Origin of the sequence: Oligoflexus sp., assembly GCF_035638955.1 — a bacterium.
Lineage (GTDB): Bacteria > Bdellovibrionota_B > Oligoflexia > Oligoflexales > Oligoflexaceae > Oligoflexus.
Genome location: NZ_DASQYZ010000366.1, coordinates 17,743 through 38,234, shown reverse-complemented (window position 1 = coordinate 38,234; position 20,492 = coordinate 17,743). Strand labels below are relative to the sequence as shown.

Below are 20,492 nucleotides of genomic sequence, written 5' to 3'. Positions count from 1 at the left end.
GATGGTTTGCCAGGCTGGCCGCAAAAGGATGGTCTCCGCGCCCGCCCGGACTATTCATCAAGCCCTGGAATTGCATCGCATACGATATTGCCCATTCCATTCCGTGTCTTTTAAGATTCTTATCCGTGACGCTTAAAATATTCTCTTTATTCGGAGATGAAGACGGATGACATGGTCACCGCTAGAACCAGATCGCCGCTTGCAGACTCATCCTTGAAGACCTCGGTGATCGCATCGCGAGCTTGCATCAGGGCGTGTTGGACCCTTTCCCTGCCGGTCTCGTTCAAGCCTCCCATTCCGAAATAACCAAATGAACCAGGAGTTCCAATGGTGTCTTCCGTATGAAGATCGAGTGAAAGCTTTGCCCTCGTGACGATATCCCGATAGTCGGTTAGGAACCTCTGCTCGGACTGCGGATGGATTCTTCCGTTCCATTCGGTCACGATTCCCCTCTCCACGAGCCTATTTAATTTTTCTACACCGTCATTGCCGAGGCGATTGAAGATCGCAGCCCTGGTCGTTCCGCTCTGGGCCAGCGCCATACCACTGATGATGAGCTCGTCAGTTTTCGCTATGCACTTCCCATCCTCCGCCGACACCGGGACAGCTTGATTCTTTAGCAAAGCCCTGGCCATGCTTGAGGGTTGTCCATAATCTTTCTCGAGTATATTAATGGCCTCATCGCTCGGCATGGTTTCAAAAGCTATTTTAACAGCCGTCGCATACGAGGGCTTCCTCTCCCCCTGGAAAACCCTCCTTAGGGTTGGATAGGGAATATCTGCTCGCTTGGCTAAAAGTCCCAGGGACGCGTTTTTTCTACTATCCAACCAGGTCTGAATATTTGTGGTCCAGACGTTAGCTTCCACATCATGTCTCCTCTTACAAGCAATCATTCTCACGAAATCTATTCTTACTTCTAAATTTTCAAATACGAAATCAGTCACTTGCGCGAAAAATATCCATGTCAAACTAAAGAGGGCGCGATGATTCATGACCTGGTGGCGCGTGGAACACGGAATTATAAGCAGCCAGCATAATCAGCTTTCTGTTGGCAACCGCCAGTTATAGATTGATGCGAAAGCGTGCATTATGGGAGGGTGCTTCTGTGGACTGTGAATACCTGTTTCCTGGAAAAGGTCTTGTTCTGACGACCGGTCTGGCTGTGTTGCTGACCATTTCCGCTTGTGACGAAAACAATGAAGCCGATGTGGACGATGCGGCGATCGTCGTGACCAAGCCTTTGGAAGGCTATGATTTTAAAAGTCTTAAGACTTATGGCCTGCCAGATAAAATCGCTATTATCAGACGGCCCGGCGACGATACTGCGATTCAATTAAGTGCGGACACGGAAGCGAGCGTCATCCAGCAGGTAGAAACCAATTTGAATGCCCGTGGCTATCAAAGGATAGCGGGCCTCGACAGCGGCGCCCCAGACTTTTTTGTTGAGCTCGGTGTTATGGGTACGGTTGTTACCGATGTCTACTATGATTATTGGTATCCAACTTGGAGTTATTACTATGACCCTTGGTATGGAGGATACTATACAAGCGGCTGGGGGCCCTCGGCTGTGCCTTATGTTGTGAGCGCCGAGATCGGTTCTTTGATCATCAATATAGCCGATCCCAATAACCCTAATCTTGCGATTGCTGAAATTCCGACCATTTGGGCGGGTGTTTCGGTCGGCTTGATGAACAATACCACTGAACACGAAAAATCGGTCCGAGTTGCTCAGGACATTGATCAGATGTTTCATCAGTCGCCGTATTTTGCGAGTGGAGAAAATTGAGGCAGAAGCGCGTGAAATTTATATTTCATGGGCTTCTTTCAAGCGGGTCCTTGCGGAAGGCCGGTCCCCTTTTAAGCTGACCGGCTGCTTGACTATTGTCGGGCCATGGCAACTCTGGCGAATGCAGCCATCTCCTCTTCGGTGTCTTTCAACAGACGCCCGGATACATCGGCGGTCACCTGGTGGATCCGGCCTGTGAAGGCGAAGGGTGCCTGATATTGTTTCGAGATGGAAGATCCCGGATTCCAGCCGATGGCCATGCCACGGCTTACCCCAATGATCAGTGGAACGGTGAAGGGCAGATTGGTCTGACCTACCAATTCGTCATTGATATAGAGCTGGGCCAGGCCGGGCGCACCACGTCCCTTGGCTATGTCCGGCTTGCCAGTCGACTCAAACTCGAAGCGGAGCGTTGAGTGGCCCTCGGGGACAGTACGGTTCGATTCCACATGAAATTCCTGGGCACCAACGTAATTGTGGATGTAATGAAGCTTTTGATCTCTGACGAATAGGCTATAGCCTCCGCTGCTGCTGCCGTGACAGACCAGAATGCCTTCAGCTCCTCCGGCTGGGATTTCCACATCGGCAGTCAGACTGTGGCTGCGATTGAGTAACTTGACCGCAACGTTTTCAGGAATACATTGCGTATCTGGATAATAGTTGAATGTGAGTCGGTTCGGCGAAAGCTCGGGGCGTTTCTCAGCCAGGCGGGTGGTGATCCTGCTGTCGACTGGAAAGACATTATATTTGCCTGCTTCCACGTACCAGAGGGTGATCATTTCAATGAGCTGGCTCCGGTTCGTTTCCGCCAGATTCACCGTTTCGGTTGGATCCTCCTCAATATTGTAGAGTTCCCAGCCCTTGGCATCCAGTTCCTGAAGACGTTCCATGGTGATGGGCGTGCCAAAGCTTGCTGGAGATTCCGCGAAGGATGGCCCTGGCCAAGGACATACCGCGCGCCATCCCTGATGGTAAATGGAACGATGCCCAAACATTTCGAAGTATTGGGTTTCGTGATTCGTTCTGGCGTTCCCATTGTCAAAGGTATGAAAAAAGCTCACGCCTTCAATAGCTGATTGCGTCACACCGCGGATGGAAGTCGGAGGCTCGACACCCAGAGCCTCGAGAACCGTCGGGACCATGTCGATGGCATGCGCGAACTGCGGGCGAATCTCCCCCTTGGTTTTAATACCCTTGGGCCAGTGAACGATAAACGGATCGCAGGTTCCGCCACGGTAGGTTTCGCGTTTCCAACGCCGAAAGGGGGTGTTGCCGGCAAAGGTCCAGCCCCATGGATAATGGTTGAAGTATTTGGGACCTCCTAGCTCATCGAGCGCTTTGAGATTCTCCTCCAGATTGTCCTCGACGTTGTTGAAAAACTTGTTTTCGTTGACGGACCCATTCGGTCCACCTTCTGCGCTGGCTCCGTTGTCGGAGATCAGCATGATAAGGGTGTTGTCAAGTTCACCAATCCTGGCAAGGAAATCGATGAGCTGACCGATATAGTGGTCGGTATGCTCCAGAAAACCTGCATAGACTTCCATCATTCGGGCAAAGAGCTGGCGTTCGGGCGCGGATAGCTGGTTCCAATCCTGAACATCAGGGTCATGGCGGGAGAGCACAGCGTGCGCGGGAATAATACCGAGCTCTTTTTGCTTCGCGAAGACTTTCGCGCGATAGGTATCCCAGCCCCCATCGAATACGCCCCGGTATCGATCGGCCCATTCCTTCGGTACATGATGCGGAGCATGCATGGCACCCGTACAGAAATAAAGAAAGAAAGGTTTATCCGGAGCCAGCTGCTTGGAATCGACGATGAAAGAACTTGCCTTGTCGACAAGATCGGCAGTCAGGTGATAGCCCTGTTCCGGTGTCCGTGGTGGATCAATCTGATGATTATCATAGGTCAGGTCAGGATAATACTGGCTCGTGTCGCCGCTCAGGAAACCGTAGTATCGCTCGAAACCACGCCCGAGCGGCCAGCGATCGTATGGACCCGCGGCACTGATTTGCTCAGCAGGCGTCAGGTGATACTTCCCGATCGCATAAGTATTGTAACCTTGCGCGAGAAGGATCTCGGAGAGGAAGCCATTCTCGAAAGGGATATTGCCATTATAGCCAGGATAACCCGTTGAGACTTCGGTGATGCAGGCCATCGCATTGGAATGATGGTTGCGGCCGGTCAGTATGCTGGAACGGGAAGGCGAACACAATCCGGTGGTGTGCATGTTCGAGTAGAGGAGACCATTCCTGGCAAGTTTGTCGATGTTGGGTGTGTTGATAGGCGATCCATAGCAGCCCAACTGCCCAAAGCCGGTGTCATCCAGCACGATGAACAGAACGTTCGGCATGCCCTTCCTGCTTCGCACGGGGGCGGGCCACGCTGCTTTCGACTCTTCGATCGTCCGGCCTATGGTGCCATTGAATTGTGTGCCGGACTTGTACTCTTTGAAGCTGGGTATGTCTCGGATAGTCATGAAAATCTCCTTGGTCCCGTTGAGAACGGGGGATCTGTCCCCAATCGATGAATCGATTGGGGGCGAATTCAGAGGCTTTCTGTTACGTGAGTCGATCCAATGCATGCATTCGCATTGCAATTGGATCACTGGAGAAGATTCAAAATCCCTTTTACGAAATAGCACTGGCTTTCGCTGAAAAAAAGGATCTTTACAGCGGTTGGAGAATTACGTGTTCCCTAGGCCTTGCTTGAACATGCGCAGCGCCTTTATGCAGCTTTTTCGGTTGGGTGGATTTGAGTCATGCACCTGGGAAGACCCTGCAGGCTGAGCTGCTTACCGCATTTTTCTCAGAAAACCGCGCCGGACCCAATCAGGATGGATGATTGCCGACGTTCGTTAGCGGTTTGCGCCACGAGGCCATCGTTGCTGAATTCAAGATATTTATCGCGCTGCAGAATATAGACAAGGTGATAGCGGAAAGCCGACGCTTGCGGGTAGTATTCGATGCCGGCTGATGCACGCGTGAAGCGCTGCGACTTTGCGCCTCCGGTCTTTGCCTCATCCAGAGTCACTTTCACAAAAGGTTCCAGTTTTGGGTCCTCGAGCTTATAGCGCAAGAGCCCATAAGCAAGCTGCCATTCATCACTTGGAACCTTGACTGCCGTGACGTCTTCGGTCATGGCGTCAGCCTGGAAAAAACTGTGGTCAGGGGTTCTCAGGAACGCTCCCACGACTTCGTACTCAAAATTGCCTTGGTTAAACCGGGCACCGTAACTCAGTTCTGTGGTTGCGCTCGCCTCGTCACGAACGTCACCAATTTTTTCCCGAGGGCGAGGGAAAATCGCGTAAGACACGATAGGCAGGATCGTCCCGTTGCTAAAATTCCCATACCATGCCGCAACTTTGATCAGATCCTGGCTTTGCTTCCTTGCCGATTCGGGCACGCTATTGAATAGCTGGACAGCAAAGAACTGCTTGCCGATATGAGCGCCCAGTTGCGCTCCGGTTTCGGCAAAGGTTGGTGCGCGGGCAAAGGTCGCCGAATAATGGTAGAGCTCGGCAATGTTATAGTTGTACTCCCAGGATCCAGTCAGGACGAACTGCTTGCCCACCTGCAAAGTCCACACATCATTGATTGTGTGCGTCACGTAAAAATATTGAACGCCAGTGGGCAATCCGTCGTTGCCAGCACTCTCCCGAGTGAAATCGTTGAGGAACGAATAGCGAATGCGATACGTGGTCTGGTCATCAATACGCCCATGAATATTGACGAGGGGACTGGCTGCTGCAAATTTCTCGCTTTGCTCATTGACGTGTGTAGCATCTTCCTGATCCCATTTGACCTGGGTCATATCATAATCAAAGCGCAGTTCCAGACCAACTCGTGCTGACTCTTTGGGAGCTGGGATTTCATCAGCCCGAGCAACCTTCACCCCGTGCAGCGATGCAGTCGCTAAAAGGCGTAGAGCGTATCGTCGACTCATTCATGTTTCCTTGTCATCTTTATCTGCTCCCTGCAAGATGAGGTCTGAAGTGCCACGGAATCATCCTGTGCGACTATGAGAAAGCCCAGCTTTGACCCATCGCTGCAAAGGTATAAGCATGAAGGTCCGCGCAACGATGCACGCGGCAAGAAGGGCTTGTATTCGTGCCTCCGGAAAATTTTGAGCTACAATGGCGAGTACGAGCGTCGGGTCTCCCGGCACAGTGGCCTGCATGACCGCATTCTGCTCGTCTGGCCTTGGTCCGCCGGCCCCGAGCCCCATGAGTATTCCTCCCGCTGTTATTGTAAAGATTGCGGCCAGTCCTCCGGGAACGAGCTGGCCCAGGTTCGGCACCCCAAGAATTAGAATAAGTGCGATGGCAAGCAAGAGAGCGACCGAAGCCACTCGATCCACAAAATGACTCATGCTCCTGGCCCACTGGGGCGCCAGATGTCTAAGCAGAACTCCTGCAGCGAAGGGAACGAGAACTTTTCTGAGTGTCAGATCGAGAACGGAAAATGAACTCAAGGACATATCAACAGTATGGATACGACCAGTCACCGATACCCAAATCGGAACCAAAAAAGGAGAGGCCAGTACGACGAGACTCGTAACATTGACGGCGAGCGGAATATTGGCCTCAGCTTTGCGTAAATTTTTCAAAATGAAGAGTTTTCCCGGACAAATAGCGATGAGCAGGATGAGTCCTTTTAAGGGAAGCGGCATTGGGATGATGGATACGATGGACAGAGCGAGAATCGGAAGGCCGACGAAAACAATGAGGAGCGCGCGGGCACAAAGTGCCACCGTTCCGGGGCGGCGCCAAAATTGTCGCACATCCCTGAGGTCGATCTCAAGGCCCGCAACAAGCATGAAAAAGAAGACGAGATTTCCCAGCAGAAATTGAACGATTTCACGCACCATACGCTCTCCCGACTAAAGAATCCTAAACTTTCAGAACAAGCCTGGTCCTGGCGCGCGATACGCAGGGAAGAATTTTTCCTTCAGATCTTTCGGCGGCGCTCAAAACACTATCGCGGTGGATGAGGTCCCCTTCGACAACGTTCAATTCACATGCACCACAACTGCCCGCGCGACAGGCATAAGGTATCGTAAGACCTTGCTGTTCCAATGCTTCCAGCAGGGTCATATCGCTTCCGCACATAAACTCCATGCCCGAAATTTCTGTGCTTACAGGAAACGGCAGTTCGCCCTTGGGTTTGGGGGCTCCAAAGCGTTCGAAATGGACTTGCTCGTTTGGCCATCCGAACGTGGCACAAGTTTCGATGACCGCATCCATTAAACCTTCTGGACCACAAACATACGCATGGGTCCCTTCAGGCTGAGAACGTATCAGCGCCTCCAGGTCCAGTTTTTGCCCCAGGGAATTGTCGTACAGCTTGATCGAAGGACTGCCTTCAAGTTCGAATTCCTCGAGCAACGCCGCATGTGCACTATCACGGAAGGTATAATGGAGCTCACTGCTCTCGCCTCGTGATCGAAGCTCATTGCGAATGGCATAGAGTGGTGTAATGCCGATGCCGCCACCAATAAGCAGATGCTTGGCGGCGTGGTCAGCCGCAGGAAAGTTATTCGCGGGAACGGAAACGGAGATTTCCATTCCGGGCTTCAGTTTTTTGTGAATGTAATTCGAACCGCCTTGCCCTTTTTCATTGAGAGCGACGGCAATAAAATAGGCCAGCCCGTTGCCAATTTCCGAATTGATGAGGGAATAGGCATTGCGATAAACCTTGTCGCCATCACGCATGTGCAAAATAATATGGCTGCCTGCGGTAAATCTCGTCAGGAGACCACCCGTTGGGTGCGTTAAGCGAATGAGTTTAACGCCTTTGGCAATGTCACGTATTTTCGCAACGCGGACGATTTCCCTGGTACGTTTATCCAGGCCCAGTTCGTTGTCCGACTTTTTTGCCAGCTTATCGGCCACAGCCACGTCCTGCTCCATCGCAGAGACCGCTATTTTCGGCGTCTGAGTTGCGCGTGGCTTGTAGCGCAGCGGCATCGAGGAAAACCCCCGGAATGCCGAGATAACTCCACGAACCGCGGGACCATTGGGCTCGAAATCCTGCATGTGTTTCAGCATTTCTTCATAGGCAATGCGCATTTCAAGGCGAGCCAAAGGTGCACCCAAACACTGATGGATCCCTCCGCCGAAGCCGACGTGCCGGTTGATTTTTCGGCGAATGTCGTAGGTGGTGGGATTTTCGAAGACTGATGCATCAAGGTTAGCTGCGCCGATCATCGCATCTATGATAGTGCCGGCTGGAATATCGATGCCACCAATTCTCGTGTCCTTCAGAGTCTTGCGGAGACGATCCGGCACCGGTCCTTCAAGCCGCACGGCTTCTTCCATAGCGCTCTGGATCAGGCCAGGTGAATCGCTGAGCTCCTTTAGGCCCGGAGGATTTTTGAGGAGCAGGTTCATCGCCAGGCCGATCGACTTCGTGGTCGTTTCATTGCCAGCCACCAGAAGAAGTTTAGCCAGGCTCAATATCTCGACATCGGTGAGCTTATCACCCCCTTGCGAGGCATTGATCATAAACGTAATAAGATTCTCTCCGGTCTTTTTTCCACGGTATTCTTTTATTGTTTGCACCAGATAGTCATCGAGTGAGCGCAGGCTTTGATCAATCTCGGCTTGCCGCTTGACCTTCGAAGGGCTATCAGGCTGCATCGCGAGCAAGGTTCCCCCGGTGACATCATCTGACCAACGCTTAAAATCTTCCATGTGGCTTTGATCAACGCCCAGGAGCTCCGAGATGACGATAACGGGAAGGGGGACAGCGAAATCCTCGACAAGATCGAATTCGCGACCTTTATCAAGAACCTTTCTGACCAGGTCTTTCGTAATAGCAAGGACGCGAGGTTCCATCAGAGATGACACGCGGGCCGGTGCAAAGGCTTGACCAAAAAGAGCGCGAAGTCGTGTATGAGCAGGGGGATCGTCTTTTAAAAGTGTACCAATCTCGGCAGTCCCTTCTGGTTGTTTCGCCAGGACGACGTTAGAAGAAAAGGTGCGTGGGTCACGGAAAATGGCGTCCACATCGTTGAATCGGGTCACACCGATCACGTCGAAAGGCATAATGCGGCACACCGGTCCCCTCGCGCATGCTTCCGCAAAAATGCGCACGGAATTTTCGCGGAAATTGTCTGTACCGTACTCGACGATGGGAAGAGTATCCAGGCCAGCGGGTCGCGAAGTTGGTCGTGTTGGTTTCGCAAGAGGCGGTGTAACGGACAGCTCGACTTCCATGGTTCTATCTCCAAATGTGAATGACGTTTGACAATCCTGCTCAGCCGTGAGGTGTAATTACCGCGCGCCCTGTTAGCCTGCCTTCTTTCATGCGTTCGTAAGCATCTTTCGCGCGGTCGAGAGAAAAGTATTCATTATGCAAAGTGATTTTCTTTTTTTCAGCTAATTGAACGACATCAATGAGGTCAGTAATTGTTCCCCAAAAAGGTGTGGAAACCTGGCAACCTTTGGGAATTGAAAAGAGCTGGAAGTCTCCATGACCAAGTCCTAAAATGGTCAGATGACCGAGTTCACGTGCGACTTTTGCAGCAAGCGATAGCGTTGGTGTGGCGCCGACTACGTCCAGGACCAGTTCGGCGCCGCGTTTGCCCGTAGCATCCAGTATTTTGGTTGCCGTTTTATCGTCAGAAATAAAGGTGGCGTCCGCACCGAGGTTACGAGCCTGTTCGAGCTTTTCCGCAGACCTGTCGACAGCGATGACCTGGGCAACAGTGAGCGCCTTCAGTAGCTGCACAGCCATCTGACCAAGTCCGCCTACACCGATCACGACGGCCGAAGAACCTGGCCCAAGGATTCCGAGCGAGCCTTTGATGGCATGATATGGTGTGAGAGCAGCGTCACCGAGTGGTGCAGCCTCTCTTGGATCGACCCTGCCGAGACGAACGAGATGACGGGAAGAAGGCACGAGCATGTATTCGCTCATTCCACCGTCGCGGCCAAGACCCCCGCCTTTGGCTTTAACCGTGTGACGGTTTTCACAGTAGTTTTCAGCACCGATCCGACAACGGCCACAGTTGCCACAGCCCCAGGCGCCATGAACAATAACAGCTTCGCCATGCCCAAAGCCTTTGACCCCGGGGCCGAGTTGTTCGATCCAGCCCGCATTTTCATGACCAAGGGTGAAAGGAAGAACCCAATCGACTTTTCCCGACGGAGCCTCCATAATGTGCAAATCCGAATGACACGCGCCTGATCCTGCTACCTTGATAAGAACCTCTCCAGGTCCTGGTACGGGGATAGGTAACTCCATCAGTTCAATTGGTTGTTGCCAGCCCGTAAAACGCAAAGCCTTCATGATTTTTCTCCTTTGGGAAAGCCAGCGACCACCTTGGGTATTGTCGTTATCGATTCCAAAATACAGACATGCTTTACCGAGCAGTAGCACCTGATTTAGCCCGAGGAAAGAAACTTTGCCTGGCAAAGAAAAATCGCCGCTCAGTGCGCCCATTCTTATGCGGCGGCGAGAATCGGGACCGCGAAGAATTGAAATGGGTAAAGGGCGCGGGGAACCGAACTCAACTGGTCCTTGGAACTGTGAAAAATTCATCAGCAACGAACAATCTTCCGTTGGTAAAGATTCAGTGATACTTCCAGAGAAGTTAGGACCCAGGTTGCTGCATGTCGACTCAGTACAGACTTCCATGCCACAGGCGAAGGAGTTCTTTATGGCGCCCGCAGGTTATGATCGTAATTTGGAAAATACTTTGAACAAGCTTCGTTCATCTTTTCGCGAGGGCACGACTCGTCCCCTGTCATGGCGTATGAAGCAGTTGGAAGCTTTGAAAACTTTTCTAGTAGAACGCAACGAAGAACTGAATGCAGCCCTTTGGCAAGACCTGCGTAAATCATCCCATGAAGCGGCCGTGACCGAGCAGGGATTGGTCATCGCTGAGATCGACGATGCTCTTGAGCATCTGGCGGAATGGATGAAAACGGAAAAGGTCGCCATCCCCTTGATCAATCAACCGGGATATTGTGAAATTCGCCGGGAACCCTTTGGTTTGACCCTCATCATCGGCGCTTGGAATTATCCCGTCAATCTCATTCCTGCGCCCCTTGTCGGAGCGATCGCCGGGGGGAACGTTGCGGTGATCAAGCCATCGGAGATTGCAGCGGCGACATCGTCTGTACTGGCCAGGTACCTTCCCGAATATTTGGACCCGAACTGCATCGCCGTGATGGAAGGAGGGGTGGAGGAAACTCAGGCGATACTCGCGCAGCCGTTTGACTTCATTTTCTACACGGGAAGCAGCAGGGTTGGCAAAATTGTCATGACCAAGGCTGCGGTCCATCTCACCCCGGTTTTCCTGGAGCTGGGCGGTAAATCCCCGACGATCGTACTTGATGATAAGGAGCTGGGGGTGACCGCCAGACGAATCACTTGGGGCAAATTCATCAATGCGGGGCAAACATGTATTGCGCCCGACTATGTTCTGGCGCTTCCACATTTAGTGCAGCCCCTTATTGCGGCGATCAAGGGGGCAATCAAGGAGTTCTATGGCGAAGACGCTGAACAAAGCCCTGACTACTGCCGCGTTGTGAATGACAAAAACTTCGAGCGACTGTCCAGGTTTCTCGGTGATGGCAAGCTTGAAATTGGCGGTAAGACCAACCCCAAGGAAAGGTACATCGCCCCCACTGTTTTGAGTCATGTGTCACCTGAATCTCCCATCATGCAGGAGGAAATTTTCGGACCTCTCCTGCCGATCCTCCCGATCGCCAATGTTGAGGAGGCGATTCAGTTTGTGAATCTCCGGCCGAAGCCGCTCGCTCTCTATATTTTTTCGGGAGATAAACCAGCCGTCGAGAAGGTCCTTGCCGAAACGTCCTCTGGCGGGGTCTGCATTAACGATGTTGTGATGCATATGCCGGTTCCTGAATTGCCGTTTGGTGGTGTCGGCGCGAGCGGAATGGGGAGCTATCATGGACGGCGAAGCTTCGAAAGTTTCACACACGCCAAGGGGATTCTCATCAAAGGGAGGTGGCCCGATTTTGCGATTCGCTATCCCCCTTATGTGGACAGTCAGGCGAAGTTGGCGAAGATCCTTTAGCTGTGCCCATCCCATACCGCGTGCTCGCTCTTGACGGGTTATTCAACGGTCACACCACTCTTGAAAACACCCGTCCACTCATAGCCATTCGGGTTCCAGAAAATCCTGCCATCCAAAGGTTGGCTACGGCCAAGAGCGTCCGTGGCCCGCGCCCAAATCTCATGGGTGCCACGCTTCAGGGTCTGCTCCGTCTTCCACTCGTACCAGCTAAAGGGACTATCGGGTATCTGGAGTTCTGCCGGTGTCCAGCCTTTTCCTTTATCAATAGACACCAGCACCGACTCGATAGGTGCCTTGCCGTCATTGTAGGCGACGCCACGGATCGATACCGGACCCGCTTTCAGGTGAGCACCCGGCAAGGGTTCGAAGATGTAACTCATCAGGCGAATGTCCCAGGTGGGTCGGCTGTTTTCAAGTGAGAATTTGAATTTTTCACCGGGTTTAAGAAGAGTGTTTGGCACCCTGTACTCGGTCGCATGGTAAAAGTTTGCGGACTCGGCCGTCTCGAAGCGGAGACGCGTGAGCCATTTGATTTGCATGGTGCCGAACAATCCCGGCGTAACGAGGCGTACTGGCCCCCCGTGTATACCCGGCAAAGGTTCACCATTGAGCTTCAAAGCCAGAATCCCTCTATCCAGAACATCCGCCGCAGGAATACTGTGCTCGAAGTCTGGCTTTTCAAGCCCCATGGCCGCGTCCTGGCCCTCACCGGTTATATACTTCACCTGGGGATCGACCTGGACGTTATATCGAGCAAGTATGGCCTTGAGCGGGACACCGGTAAAACGGACATTGCCCACTCCGCCCTGATCCCAAGGCGTCCCTTTGATTCCGCCGAAGTTGTTACGGCCGTTACCCGAGCATTGAAGAATCATTTCGTATTCAACCTGTTCCATATCAAGTAGATCTTTGGCCTGAATCAGGACTCTATAAGGCATGATTAACCCGCTCAGTTCAATCACCCAGCCTTCCAATGGGAGGGGCTCCATCGTCATGCCCTCATCGAGATCCTGGATATTGCGGACGAACAAGTGCTTTTTATCCGTGATTCGATTTTCTGCGAGTAATTTGACTGGAGTTGACAGCACGAGAGGTATGGCGGACATAACCTCCAAACTCGGGTCTATCCCTTCGATCCAATTCTCGTGTGCCTTCTTTGTCTTCTCGTCACTCACTGGGGCATTATTCGAAGTCGCGACCTTGGGCTTCATAAATACTCCTAAGTATATCGCTCTGAACTCAATGATCAGGGCTGTTCGATGAACTCTTGAAATAGGACACATGTCATCTTTAGGATGATCAGAAGGCTCTGTCATCCACATTCCAGAAACCATCCACAATCAGCAGAAAGAGGCGCCGCGCAACTGGCCCATGATCCTCGCGCCTATGATGTTTCTGAGATGCCTTGTATCTAAAGAAAAAAATTTGCTAGACCTGTTGTTGGAGTCACGCCTATCGATCTGAACTCAGGAGAAACCGACCGGCGCTGACACGAAATGCGGATTGAGTCAGGCAAATGAACAAAGGAGAATGATAATGAGCGACAAAGAATTCGTGCCTCATAAAAATGTGCCCGGTCCTGAAAGGCTCCATATGGAAAAGGCCGATAATTCAGGGGCAGTCAACACAAACCCGGAGTTTATCGCTGACCGACTGGCGATCATCAATCACGTCTCGGCCTATTCTTACCTTATTGATGAAGGCCGTTGGGACGAATGGCTCGCGTTGTTCGCCGACGATGTCTTGTTTGAGAACACTTCGCCAGATCTCGGCACGATCCGCATCAAAGGCAAGGAGGGATTTAAGGCCCTGGTCGATGAGAGGTACATCAAGCCCGGCAAGAACTCGAAGGCCGTGCGCCGGCACACGATGGGCAACTTGCACGTGACCGAACAGACCGCGACCACGGCCAAGGTTCGTACCTATATGCTGATCTCGAATGTTCCCCAGGCCGATACATTGAAACCCCTGACCTCGGGAACGTACAACGCAGTACTGGAGAAACGCAATAACAAGTGGACCATCACACGCTGGTATATTGAAGTCGATGCGAAACTTTCGCCATCAAAAATCCCCGAAGGTTTCGGTGACGCCGTTCAATGGACCCCTGATCCCTTGACAGTCATCCCGGGAGCCGTAGCAGGCCCGATTCCTGGGCAGATCAGCCTCAAGAATCACGCCTTCTCGATGCCAGCTGGTGGGCCGCTCTACAAGAACGCACCGCAATGGTCATGGAAGGACCTCGATATCGTTATCGTTGATTACCTCACCGACGCCAAGAGCGCCGCCGCTTTTCTCCCCGAGAACGTCACGACGGTCCCAATCCCAGAACTGCCAGGCTTCTCTCCGGTCAAGCAGGTTTGGGCCCATTATCGCGACAGCAGCTTCGGCCCATACCACGAATTGATCGTCGGTATTCCATGTTTATACAAGGGAGAAATGTACATTTATGTTCCGTTCATCTACGTTGACAGGGATTCCGCGATGTCCTCGGGTCGCGAAATCGGTGGATGGCCCAAAAAGTTGGCCGACATTCGAATGGATCGGTTCGGGAACGACTTCAGGCTGTCGCTCACTCGAGGAAGTGCAGAGATCCATGCGACAGCCAGGATAGGCCATAAGATCTTTTCGACGCCTCTACCTGCGAACGACGCCGTGCCGCTCGCCTATCCCCAGAACATGACGTTGCCGCTTCCCCCTCCTACAGGCAAGCCACAAGACTCGGTTCCTCTGCCGACTTTAACCTTCAAGTATGTCCCGGGAGTCGGTGCAGAGAATGCAGCGCCGGCCGTCGCCCAATTGATCGGCGCACCCTGGAAGGTGACTGGAAATTTTCACGGGACCGAAGGGGTGGCGGTCGTCTTGCGTTCGTCGGAAGAGGATCCGTTCGGCAAGCTTCCGGTTCTGGCTACCGTGGGTGGGACCTATATAAGTGGTGAGATGACGCTGGCTCTGAAAGAGATGAAGGTACTGGAGGACTTTCTCGCAGGCCGCCTTGCAAAAGCAGCCTAGGATCTTGCCGATGCGAACGACAGCGGTTCTTCCTCGTAACAGGAAAAGTCGCTGTCCGTGGTCAGATACATCTCCGGGTCCAGGGAAAGGCTTTGGACTCGGTTGATGATAGGCTGCCGCGAAACGCAGCGTTTCAGAGGCCACTTGGATTTTTTGCAAAGTAAGGGGATTGGCTGAACATTTGATCTATGTCCTGGTTGACCCTTGCATGCCTTTCAGATTGATTGGTATCGTTGAGTAGTCCCATGGAAACTCCTATCCAGACCGTTGGAATCTCTTTGTTCGTAAAATTGGCATTTTTGGGAGCTGTGATATTGATGACAAGGGAGCCGACTTCTGCCGAAACAACATAGGGTACGACGGAGGGTCCCCAGCTCGATGAATAATAAGAACCGTAATAGGAATCGTAATATGTTCCCCAGGTCGGGTACCAATAGTCGTAATAAACGTCTTCTACGACCGAAGCTATGACAGAAACTTCCGTAAAAATGTCGGGCGGCTCTGTTTCGCCTTCAGTAATTTTACGAAAACCCCTCGCATTCAGATTTTCTGCCAATCTTTCCAGGATTGCACTTTCCGTTTCTTTGCTCAAATTTACTAATGAATTGTCATCAGTCCTTTTGATGAACTCCACTCTTTCGGGTAATGCATAGGTCTGCACGGCAGCAAAGTCATATCCGTCCAAAGGCTTTGTTACAACGAGGGCAGCATCTTCAGGGTCCACAACATCATCATAGACGTCACATCCTGCATTTAAAAGAATCACTTCAAAAACGGGAATCAGAAAAAGGAACCTGGCAAACTTCAAGCATTTCGCTTCCAATGGCAGTCCTCCATCTCAAGGTTTCCCAACCTATACAGTTTGGTATTCGTAAAGGAAAGATGAATCAACTTCGATGCTTGATATTCCATGTTCCGCGCGCCCACATGCATGGAACCATCGCGCCTATTTTTATTTGACGTGGATATTTCCCGGGCCAATCCGTTGTTCTGATTTAAATTTTTTCGAAGTAATAATAAGTCTGACGGAAGGGCTACAATCAAAAGGAGGAAAGATGTGGAAGCTAGCATCTGGACATCGAAGATTCAAACGTGGCTGGATAGCAGAAAAAACGCTTCTCTAGGACTATTGGCCAAGCGCGCCGACATTCCTTATCCTACTCTTCGGAGGGTATTTCATGGAGAGCGCAGGCCATCCTATGTTACAGCGGTAAAAATCGCTATTGAGACCATGGCCATGGATGAAGCCATCACGATCCTCGAAAAAGAATACGGGCAGCCATCCAGCTTGGCGAAGGCGCTATTAAAAGGCAAAGCCACACCAGTCTCAGCAGAGCAAGGAAAATATATCGAGCGTCTTGATGAGTTCATCATCAATGGAATGTGCATGTCCAAAGATGGGACGAGCCGTGCATTGATTTACAATCGGCTTGGGAACGATGGAATCACTAAACTGAACAAGCTTTTAGATAGAGGCCTGCTTACAGAAATTAACGGCAGACTTTTCCCCAAGTCCGATCAAAGTTTTCTGACTGACTATCGTGATATTGTCACGAGGGCGAAGCTTTCACTGGAACTTCACAGCGAAGACTCTGTCGGCCAACCAGGTTCCATTGGTTATTTTGGGATGGGAGGCCTGAATGAAAAAGGACGAGCCAGGATTGAGCAGGTGTTAAGCCAGGCTCGTACTGCAATTATCGATGCTTTTAACGACGAGAGTCTGAGCGGCGACGTGGTTCTGGCCGTAACAATGTCATCAGTTCTCGTCTCTCAACGCTAACCCTGGAGAAAATACATGAAAAGACTTTGTTTGATGGGAACCCTGACGTTTTCCGCCATCTGTTTTGGGGGGAACGAGCAGGGTGGATTTGGGAAAGATAGTCAATCACTGGATGCAGAAGAAAAATCCGCTGGCGGAGCATCCAGAGCTTCGGGCGATTCCATGCGTCGCGAAATCATGACCTATGGTTGTCGATACCTGGTCCTGGAGAAGATGTGCAGTACCCCTGACATGGGCTTCACAGATTCGCCCAGGGAAGAAGAGGATGGATTGCGTCGGCCGTTGTAAGGAAGAGGCGCCGCGAAAGTTCTCAGCGGGCGTAAGGAACATCTAATTCCCGATGCATGAGCAAACAATCTTCTCTATGAAATTTGCCGATGGTACTTTCCAGACGAGTGTTTGAAAGAACGGCAAACATCAGGCCTAAGTAAAAAAGGAAGATACATGTCTCTTTGGTTGCGGATGTCAAGGGATGGCGTAAACGTCATGCTGCGCTCCTGATCTGCACCTACTCCTCATTTCGAGCTCTCGCAGGATCTGCCGTCAAGGCAGAGCCGGATTTGCGAGAGCTTTGTGTCCCATTCAGGTCTCATGATGGCTTGTCCCAAGCATGGAGTTGAACGATGAGCAGAGAAGTTGGAAAGCTTCCCTGGAATACACCCCTAGCGTTACGCCTTGCCTCGTCCGCGGCCACTGGCGCAGGTGCGGCTGCCGCCTATTTTTTGACGAGCAACCTGCCTTACCTCGTTGCCGCCTTGATCTGCTCGATAGCTATTGCATCTTCGGCTACCGCCAGCACCCGGGTCATGCGCCCTCTTCTCTGGTGGGGCATGCTGGGCGCCGCGGCTGGCTGCATTATCGGCACAAGCCTCAATCTGAGTGAAGCATTCGCACGGATGGGGATGGCCTCCAAAGAACTGTGGCGGTACACAGCGATCGGGTCCATTAGTTTCAGCGGGCTGATCGCTGGAATATTCCTGGGTCGAAACTTGAACCGGGACATTCATGTGCCGCGCCCCAAAATCGTTCTGCAGGCAGCGAGCGGACTAACAGCAGGCATCTTTGCTGGGATTGTTTTTATAAAGTTTATAAGGGAAGGACTGGAAGCGGCCCAAGTGCTCTCGAGTCGACTGAGCACGATGACCACAATTTTAGTCATGAGTTTGGCCTTCCCCGGATTCATAGGATTCCAATTGGGACGCCGGATGGAATCGAGATTCAAGCGCAGGGGATCCCGATAACCACGGAGAATTGAAATGGGTGAAGGGCTTGGTGACAAACGCCTGAGGGCGCCTGGAACAGTGAATGCTTCGCGTGTGACGAACAGCCTTTCCATTGTAAGGACCAGGTGGTATTTCCAGAGATGTCATGGTCCGAGCGTTACTATTTCGCCATTTTCAAAAAGTGCAGAACGCGGGATGCCTCGATATCTTTCATGATGAATTCGAGCCAGGAATATGCGTGGTCAGGGCATTCTTCGTTTTGCGCGATTTGAAATAGGCAAGTCTGGTGGAAGAAGATCATATCTTTTCGAGGAATCTAACGATGTCTAGTAAAATACACGCAACCTCAGGAATATTTGTGCTTGCCCTCTGCATCGATACCTCGGCGTCGGCTGAACAGAGTCAAGTGACTCTGGAATACCCCATGACAATCCCTTATGGAGAAATTGCCGATTTCATCTCGGAAAACAGCTATCAAGGCTTTGGTTTTAGCTCCTTTTTCGGATCAGCTTCCAACATGTCCTGGGGCTTTTCGTTTCAGTGGATCGGTTGGGACGAGGACGAGAATCTGGCCACGTACCAGCAGAATGGTGCCACCTTTTCCGGGAGCGAGTCCAGGGAGATCAATGCCTATCCTCTCCTCTTTCAAGGTCGTTACGAATTGGCCCGAGGCCCGGTTGTGCCCTATGTCGGACTTGGTCTGGGGCCAGCTTACGTCGAACAGGATCAGCGCTTGGGCTTTCTCCACGAAACGGAATATTCCACCCAAGGCGTGTATGCTCCCGAGGCGGGCCTATACTTAAATCTTGATAGCCTTGTGCTGGGCGCGGGAGCCCAATACCTGGACAGTTTCACCGCCACCACTGGCGCGGAGTTGCAAGGGCTTACGGTCCGCCTCGCTGTGGGTTTTTCATCATTCTAGTCGGACCTTTCGGGGTTCAAGAGCAGAAAGGAACCAGTCCATGCTGAGACCCATAGGAATAGTGCTACTGCTGATCCCATCTCACAGCCTTTTGGCTGACGAATATCAAGTCGACATGTATCAACTTGAGATCAAGGTGGCCAATCCTTTGTCTGACCTCACAACGCTTCCTATGCAATTCAACTATCATTTTGACAAGGAAAATGACGCTGTCCAATCAGTGGTCAATTTTCAACCGGTTATTTCCACGTTCTCCGATCGATGGACCTTCACCAATCGATTCATAGTACCTTATACGACGACCGAAACCACCACCGAGATAGGAAGCACACAAACGTCTGGCTTTGGGGACTTCAATTATCAGCTTTATATGACTCCAAGGTACGTATCGGACACGATTTTCGGAGGTGGCTTCATGCTTTCGATGCCGACAGGAGTGGGCGATCAACTTTCGACTGGCAAGTGGGGGGTAGGGCCAACCTTTGCCGTGGTCAGCTCGTCTCCTTCGTGGACAATGGGAGCTCTGCTCTATCAAAATTGGTCTATTGCAGGAGACGACGAGAAAAAGGACGTCAACCTTCTCACAATCCAGCCTATCACATCCTATCGACTTGGAAATTTTTGGTCGATATCGCCTTTCAATAATATTACGTTTGACGGAACCCAGGATGATGAACAATGGACCGTGCCTCTTGGTCTGCAAGTTTCCAAGCTCTTTCCAAGGCCATTTGTTCCCCTTTCCACCAGCGCTGGAATTTTTTCCAACGTGATCCGCCCTGATGAGGCACCGGAGTGGTCCATGAAGTTTCAATTGACCCTGATTCTCTAGATTGCTAGGCAGACCGAGCTTGATTGAGAAGCGCATACTGGTTTTGGACGAGGTCGAGACTATGCTGCGCCTCAAGATGCATGAGCCCAAAGTGATATTGAGCTGCCTGAGAATAATACCCGCAGTACGTGGCATTGATCACGGCAGAACTGAGGGCTCCAAGAACGGGTAAGCTTTTGGAGAGGATATTTTTCATGATAGCTCGTTCGAGGCTTGGAATCAGCAGACTTACCAATTTCGCAAGAGCGGGTAGCGTCCCTCGCTCCAAAGCTACGAAGACATCCTTGAGAGAATGCGAACCGATAAAGCCAGCCAGTTCACGAATCATTCCATGCCACGCCAAGCGTGTGTCGATATAGCCTGGACCCAGTCCAACGTGATCCTTGTCGGCCGTAAATCCCAGGCTGAAAACATAGAGACAGTGAAGCTGAACTTCAGGGTCCTTGAGGTCATAACCCCATTTCTGAGCTGTTGACGCGATGCTGCGCAACATCACACTGGTCGTCAGTGGAATCTCCAGCATGAGGCCAGCCGTTCCCAGTGTTCCACCGACCGCCCCGGCCGTTGCGACCGCTGCCGTATGTTTCCATCGCGATCGCTTGGTTCCGCTGATGATTTCAGGCCATGAGCTTGAGCCGTGCTGCTGATAAGGTAGCGTTCCAATCGCAAGACGCAGTGCTGTTTTCAGACTCAGATGCACCGCCCGCTTGATGAGCCGCTGCGTTGCGTGTGGTGCACTATGCTGTAAATGCCCGACCTGCTTTCCCATGCATTGTGTGAGGCGTAGAAGAGCTGATGGTGCCTCCAGGAAGGAGGCCGCCTCTTTGATAAAATCCAACTCGTGCTGTTTCAACCCCAGTTGCATGCGTCCCTCCTCCACTCCGATCATAAT

At 51.8% G+C, this 20,492-nt stretch carries 17 protein-coding genes; 8 read left to right on the top strand and 9 right to left on the bottom strand.

Annotated elements, in window-relative coordinates; all coding sequences use genetic code 11:
- Positions 1–146: 146 nt before the first annotated feature.
- Positions 147–944 carry a helix-turn-helix transcriptional regulator gene (locus VE954_RS32100; protein ID WP_324960709.1) on the bottom strand — a complete coding sequence of 266 codons (798 nt, stop codon included), beginning with the start codon at positions 942–944 and terminating at the stop codon, positions 147–149.
- 161 nt (positions 945–1,105) lie between these two features.
- Here VE954_RS32100 and VE954_RS32095 point away from each other — a divergent pair, with 161 nt between their 5' ends.
- Positions 1,106–1,786 carry a DUF4136 domain-containing protein gene (locus VE954_RS32095; RefSeq protein WP_324960707.1) on the top strand — a complete coding sequence of 227 codons (681 nt, stop codon included), beginning with the start codon at positions 1,106–1,108 and terminating at the stop codon, positions 1,784–1,786.
- A gap of 92 nt (positions 1,787–1,878) precedes the next feature.
- On the opposite strand, the gene VE954_RS32090 is transcribed toward VE954_RS32095, so the two are convergent.
- The 5 genes from VE954_RS32090 to VE954_RS32070 all read right to left on the bottom strand — a co-directional run bounded on the left by VE954_RS32090 (position 1,879) and on the right by VE954_RS32070 (position 10,330).
- Positions 1,879–4,263: an arylsulfatase gene (locus tag VE954_RS32090; RefSeq protein ID WP_324960705.1), complete on the bottom strand. Its 2,385-nt coding sequence runs from the start codon at positions 4,261–4,263 to the stop codon at positions 1,879–1,881.
- Between the two features lie 329 nt (positions 4,264–4,592).
- Positions 4,593–5,729, bottom strand: coding sequence for a porin (locus VE954_RS32085; protein WP_324960702.1), 1,137 nt, complete (start codon positions 5,727–5,729; stop codon positions 4,593–4,595).
- A 60-nt stretch (positions 5,730–5,789) separates the two neighbouring features.
- Complete coding sequence (locus VE954_RS32080) at positions 5,790–6,653, bottom strand: bile acid:sodium symporter family protein (protein WP_324960701.1); 864 nt, start codon at positions 6,651–6,653, stop codon at positions 5,790–5,792.
- 22 nt (positions 6,654–6,675) lie between these two features.
- The gene (locus tag VE954_RS32075) at positions 6,676–9,003 is read right to left on the bottom strand and encodes a cytochrome P450 (protein WP_324960700.1); all 2,328 of its coding nucleotides are present in this window, start codon (positions 9,001–9,003) and stop codon (positions 6,676–6,678) included.
- A gap of 40 nt (positions 9,004–9,043) precedes the next feature.
- Positions 9,044–10,330: an NAD(P)-dependent alcohol dehydrogenase gene (locus VE954_RS32070; protein WP_324960710.1), complete on the bottom strand. Its 1,287-nt coding sequence runs from the start codon at positions 10,328–10,330 to the stop codon at positions 9,044–9,046.
- A gap of 118 nt (positions 10,331–10,448) precedes the next feature.
- On the opposite strand from VE954_RS32070, the gene VE954_RS32065 reads away from it, so the two are divergent.
- Positions 10,449–11,834 carry an aldehyde dehydrogenase family protein gene (locus VE954_RS32065; protein WP_324960699.1) on the top strand — a complete coding sequence of 462 codons (1,386 nt, stop codon included), beginning with the start codon at positions 10,449–10,451 and terminating at the stop codon, positions 11,832–11,834.
- A gap of 38 nt (positions 11,835–11,872) precedes the next feature.
- Here VE954_RS32065 and VE954_RS32060 read toward each other — a convergent pair whose 3' ends face one another.
- A complete protein-coding gene (locus VE954_RS32060; protein ID WP_324960697.1) occupies positions 11,873–13,045 on the bottom strand; it encodes a molybdopterin-dependent oxidoreductase in 1,173 nt (390 codons plus the stop codon).
- 325 nt (positions 13,046–13,370) lie between these two features.
- Here VE954_RS32060 and VE954_RS32055 point away from each other — a divergent pair, with 325 nt between their 5' ends.
- Positions 13,371–14,846, top strand: a complete 1,476-nt coding sequence (locus tag VE954_RS32055; RefSeq protein WP_324960695.1) for an acetoacetate decarboxylase family protein — start codon at positions 13,371–13,373, stop codon at positions 14,844–14,846.
- Positions 14,847–14,979: 133 nt separating this feature from the next.
- On the opposite strand, the gene VE954_RS32050 is transcribed toward VE954_RS32055, so the two are convergent.
- Positions 14,980–15,669, bottom strand: a complete 690-nt coding sequence (locus tag VE954_RS32050; RefSeq protein WP_324960693.1) for a DUF4136 domain-containing protein — start codon at positions 15,667–15,669, stop codon at positions 14,980–14,982.
- Between the two features lie 234 nt (positions 15,670–15,903).
- Here VE954_RS32050 and VE954_RS32045 point away from each other — a divergent pair, with 234 nt between their 5' ends.
- From VE954_RS32045 to VE954_RS32025, 5 genes are all read left to right on the top strand, one after another.
- Positions 15,904–16,626 (top strand): hypothetical protein, encoded by a 723-nt coding sequence (locus VE954_RS32045; RefSeq protein WP_324960691.1) that lies wholly within the window; start codon positions 15,904–15,906, stop codon positions 16,624–16,626.
- A 15-nt stretch (positions 16,627–16,641) separates the two neighbouring features.
- Positions 16,642–16,914: a hypothetical protein gene (locus VE954_RS32040; protein WP_324960689.1), complete on the top strand. Its 273-nt coding sequence runs from the start codon at positions 16,642–16,644 to the stop codon at positions 16,912–16,914.
- 335 nt (positions 16,915–17,249) lie between these two features.
- Positions 17,250–17,867 (top strand): hypothetical protein, encoded by a 618-nt coding sequence (locus VE954_RS32035; RefSeq protein WP_324960687.1) that lies wholly within the window; start codon positions 17,250–17,252, stop codon positions 17,865–17,867.
- Positions 17,868–18,171: 304 nt separating this feature from the next.
- Positions 18,172–18,771, top strand: a complete 600-nt coding sequence (locus tag VE954_RS32030) for a hypothetical protein (protein ID WP_324960686.1) — start codon at positions 18,172–18,174, stop codon at positions 18,769–18,771.
- A 40-nt stretch (positions 18,772–18,811) separates the two neighbouring features.
- A complete protein-coding gene (locus tag VE954_RS32025; RefSeq protein ID WP_324960684.1) occupies positions 18,812–19,600 on the top strand; it encodes a hypothetical protein in 789 nt (262 codons plus the stop codon).
- Between the two features lie 4 nt (positions 19,601–19,604).
- On the opposite strand, the gene VE954_RS32020 is transcribed toward VE954_RS32025, so the two are convergent.
- The gene (locus VE954_RS32020; protein ID WP_324960682.1) at positions 19,605–20,465 is read right to left on the bottom strand and encodes an EcsC family protein; all 861 of its coding nucleotides are present in this window, start codon (positions 20,463–20,465) and stop codon (positions 19,605–19,607) included.
- Positions 20,466–20,492: the final 27 nt, after the last annotated feature.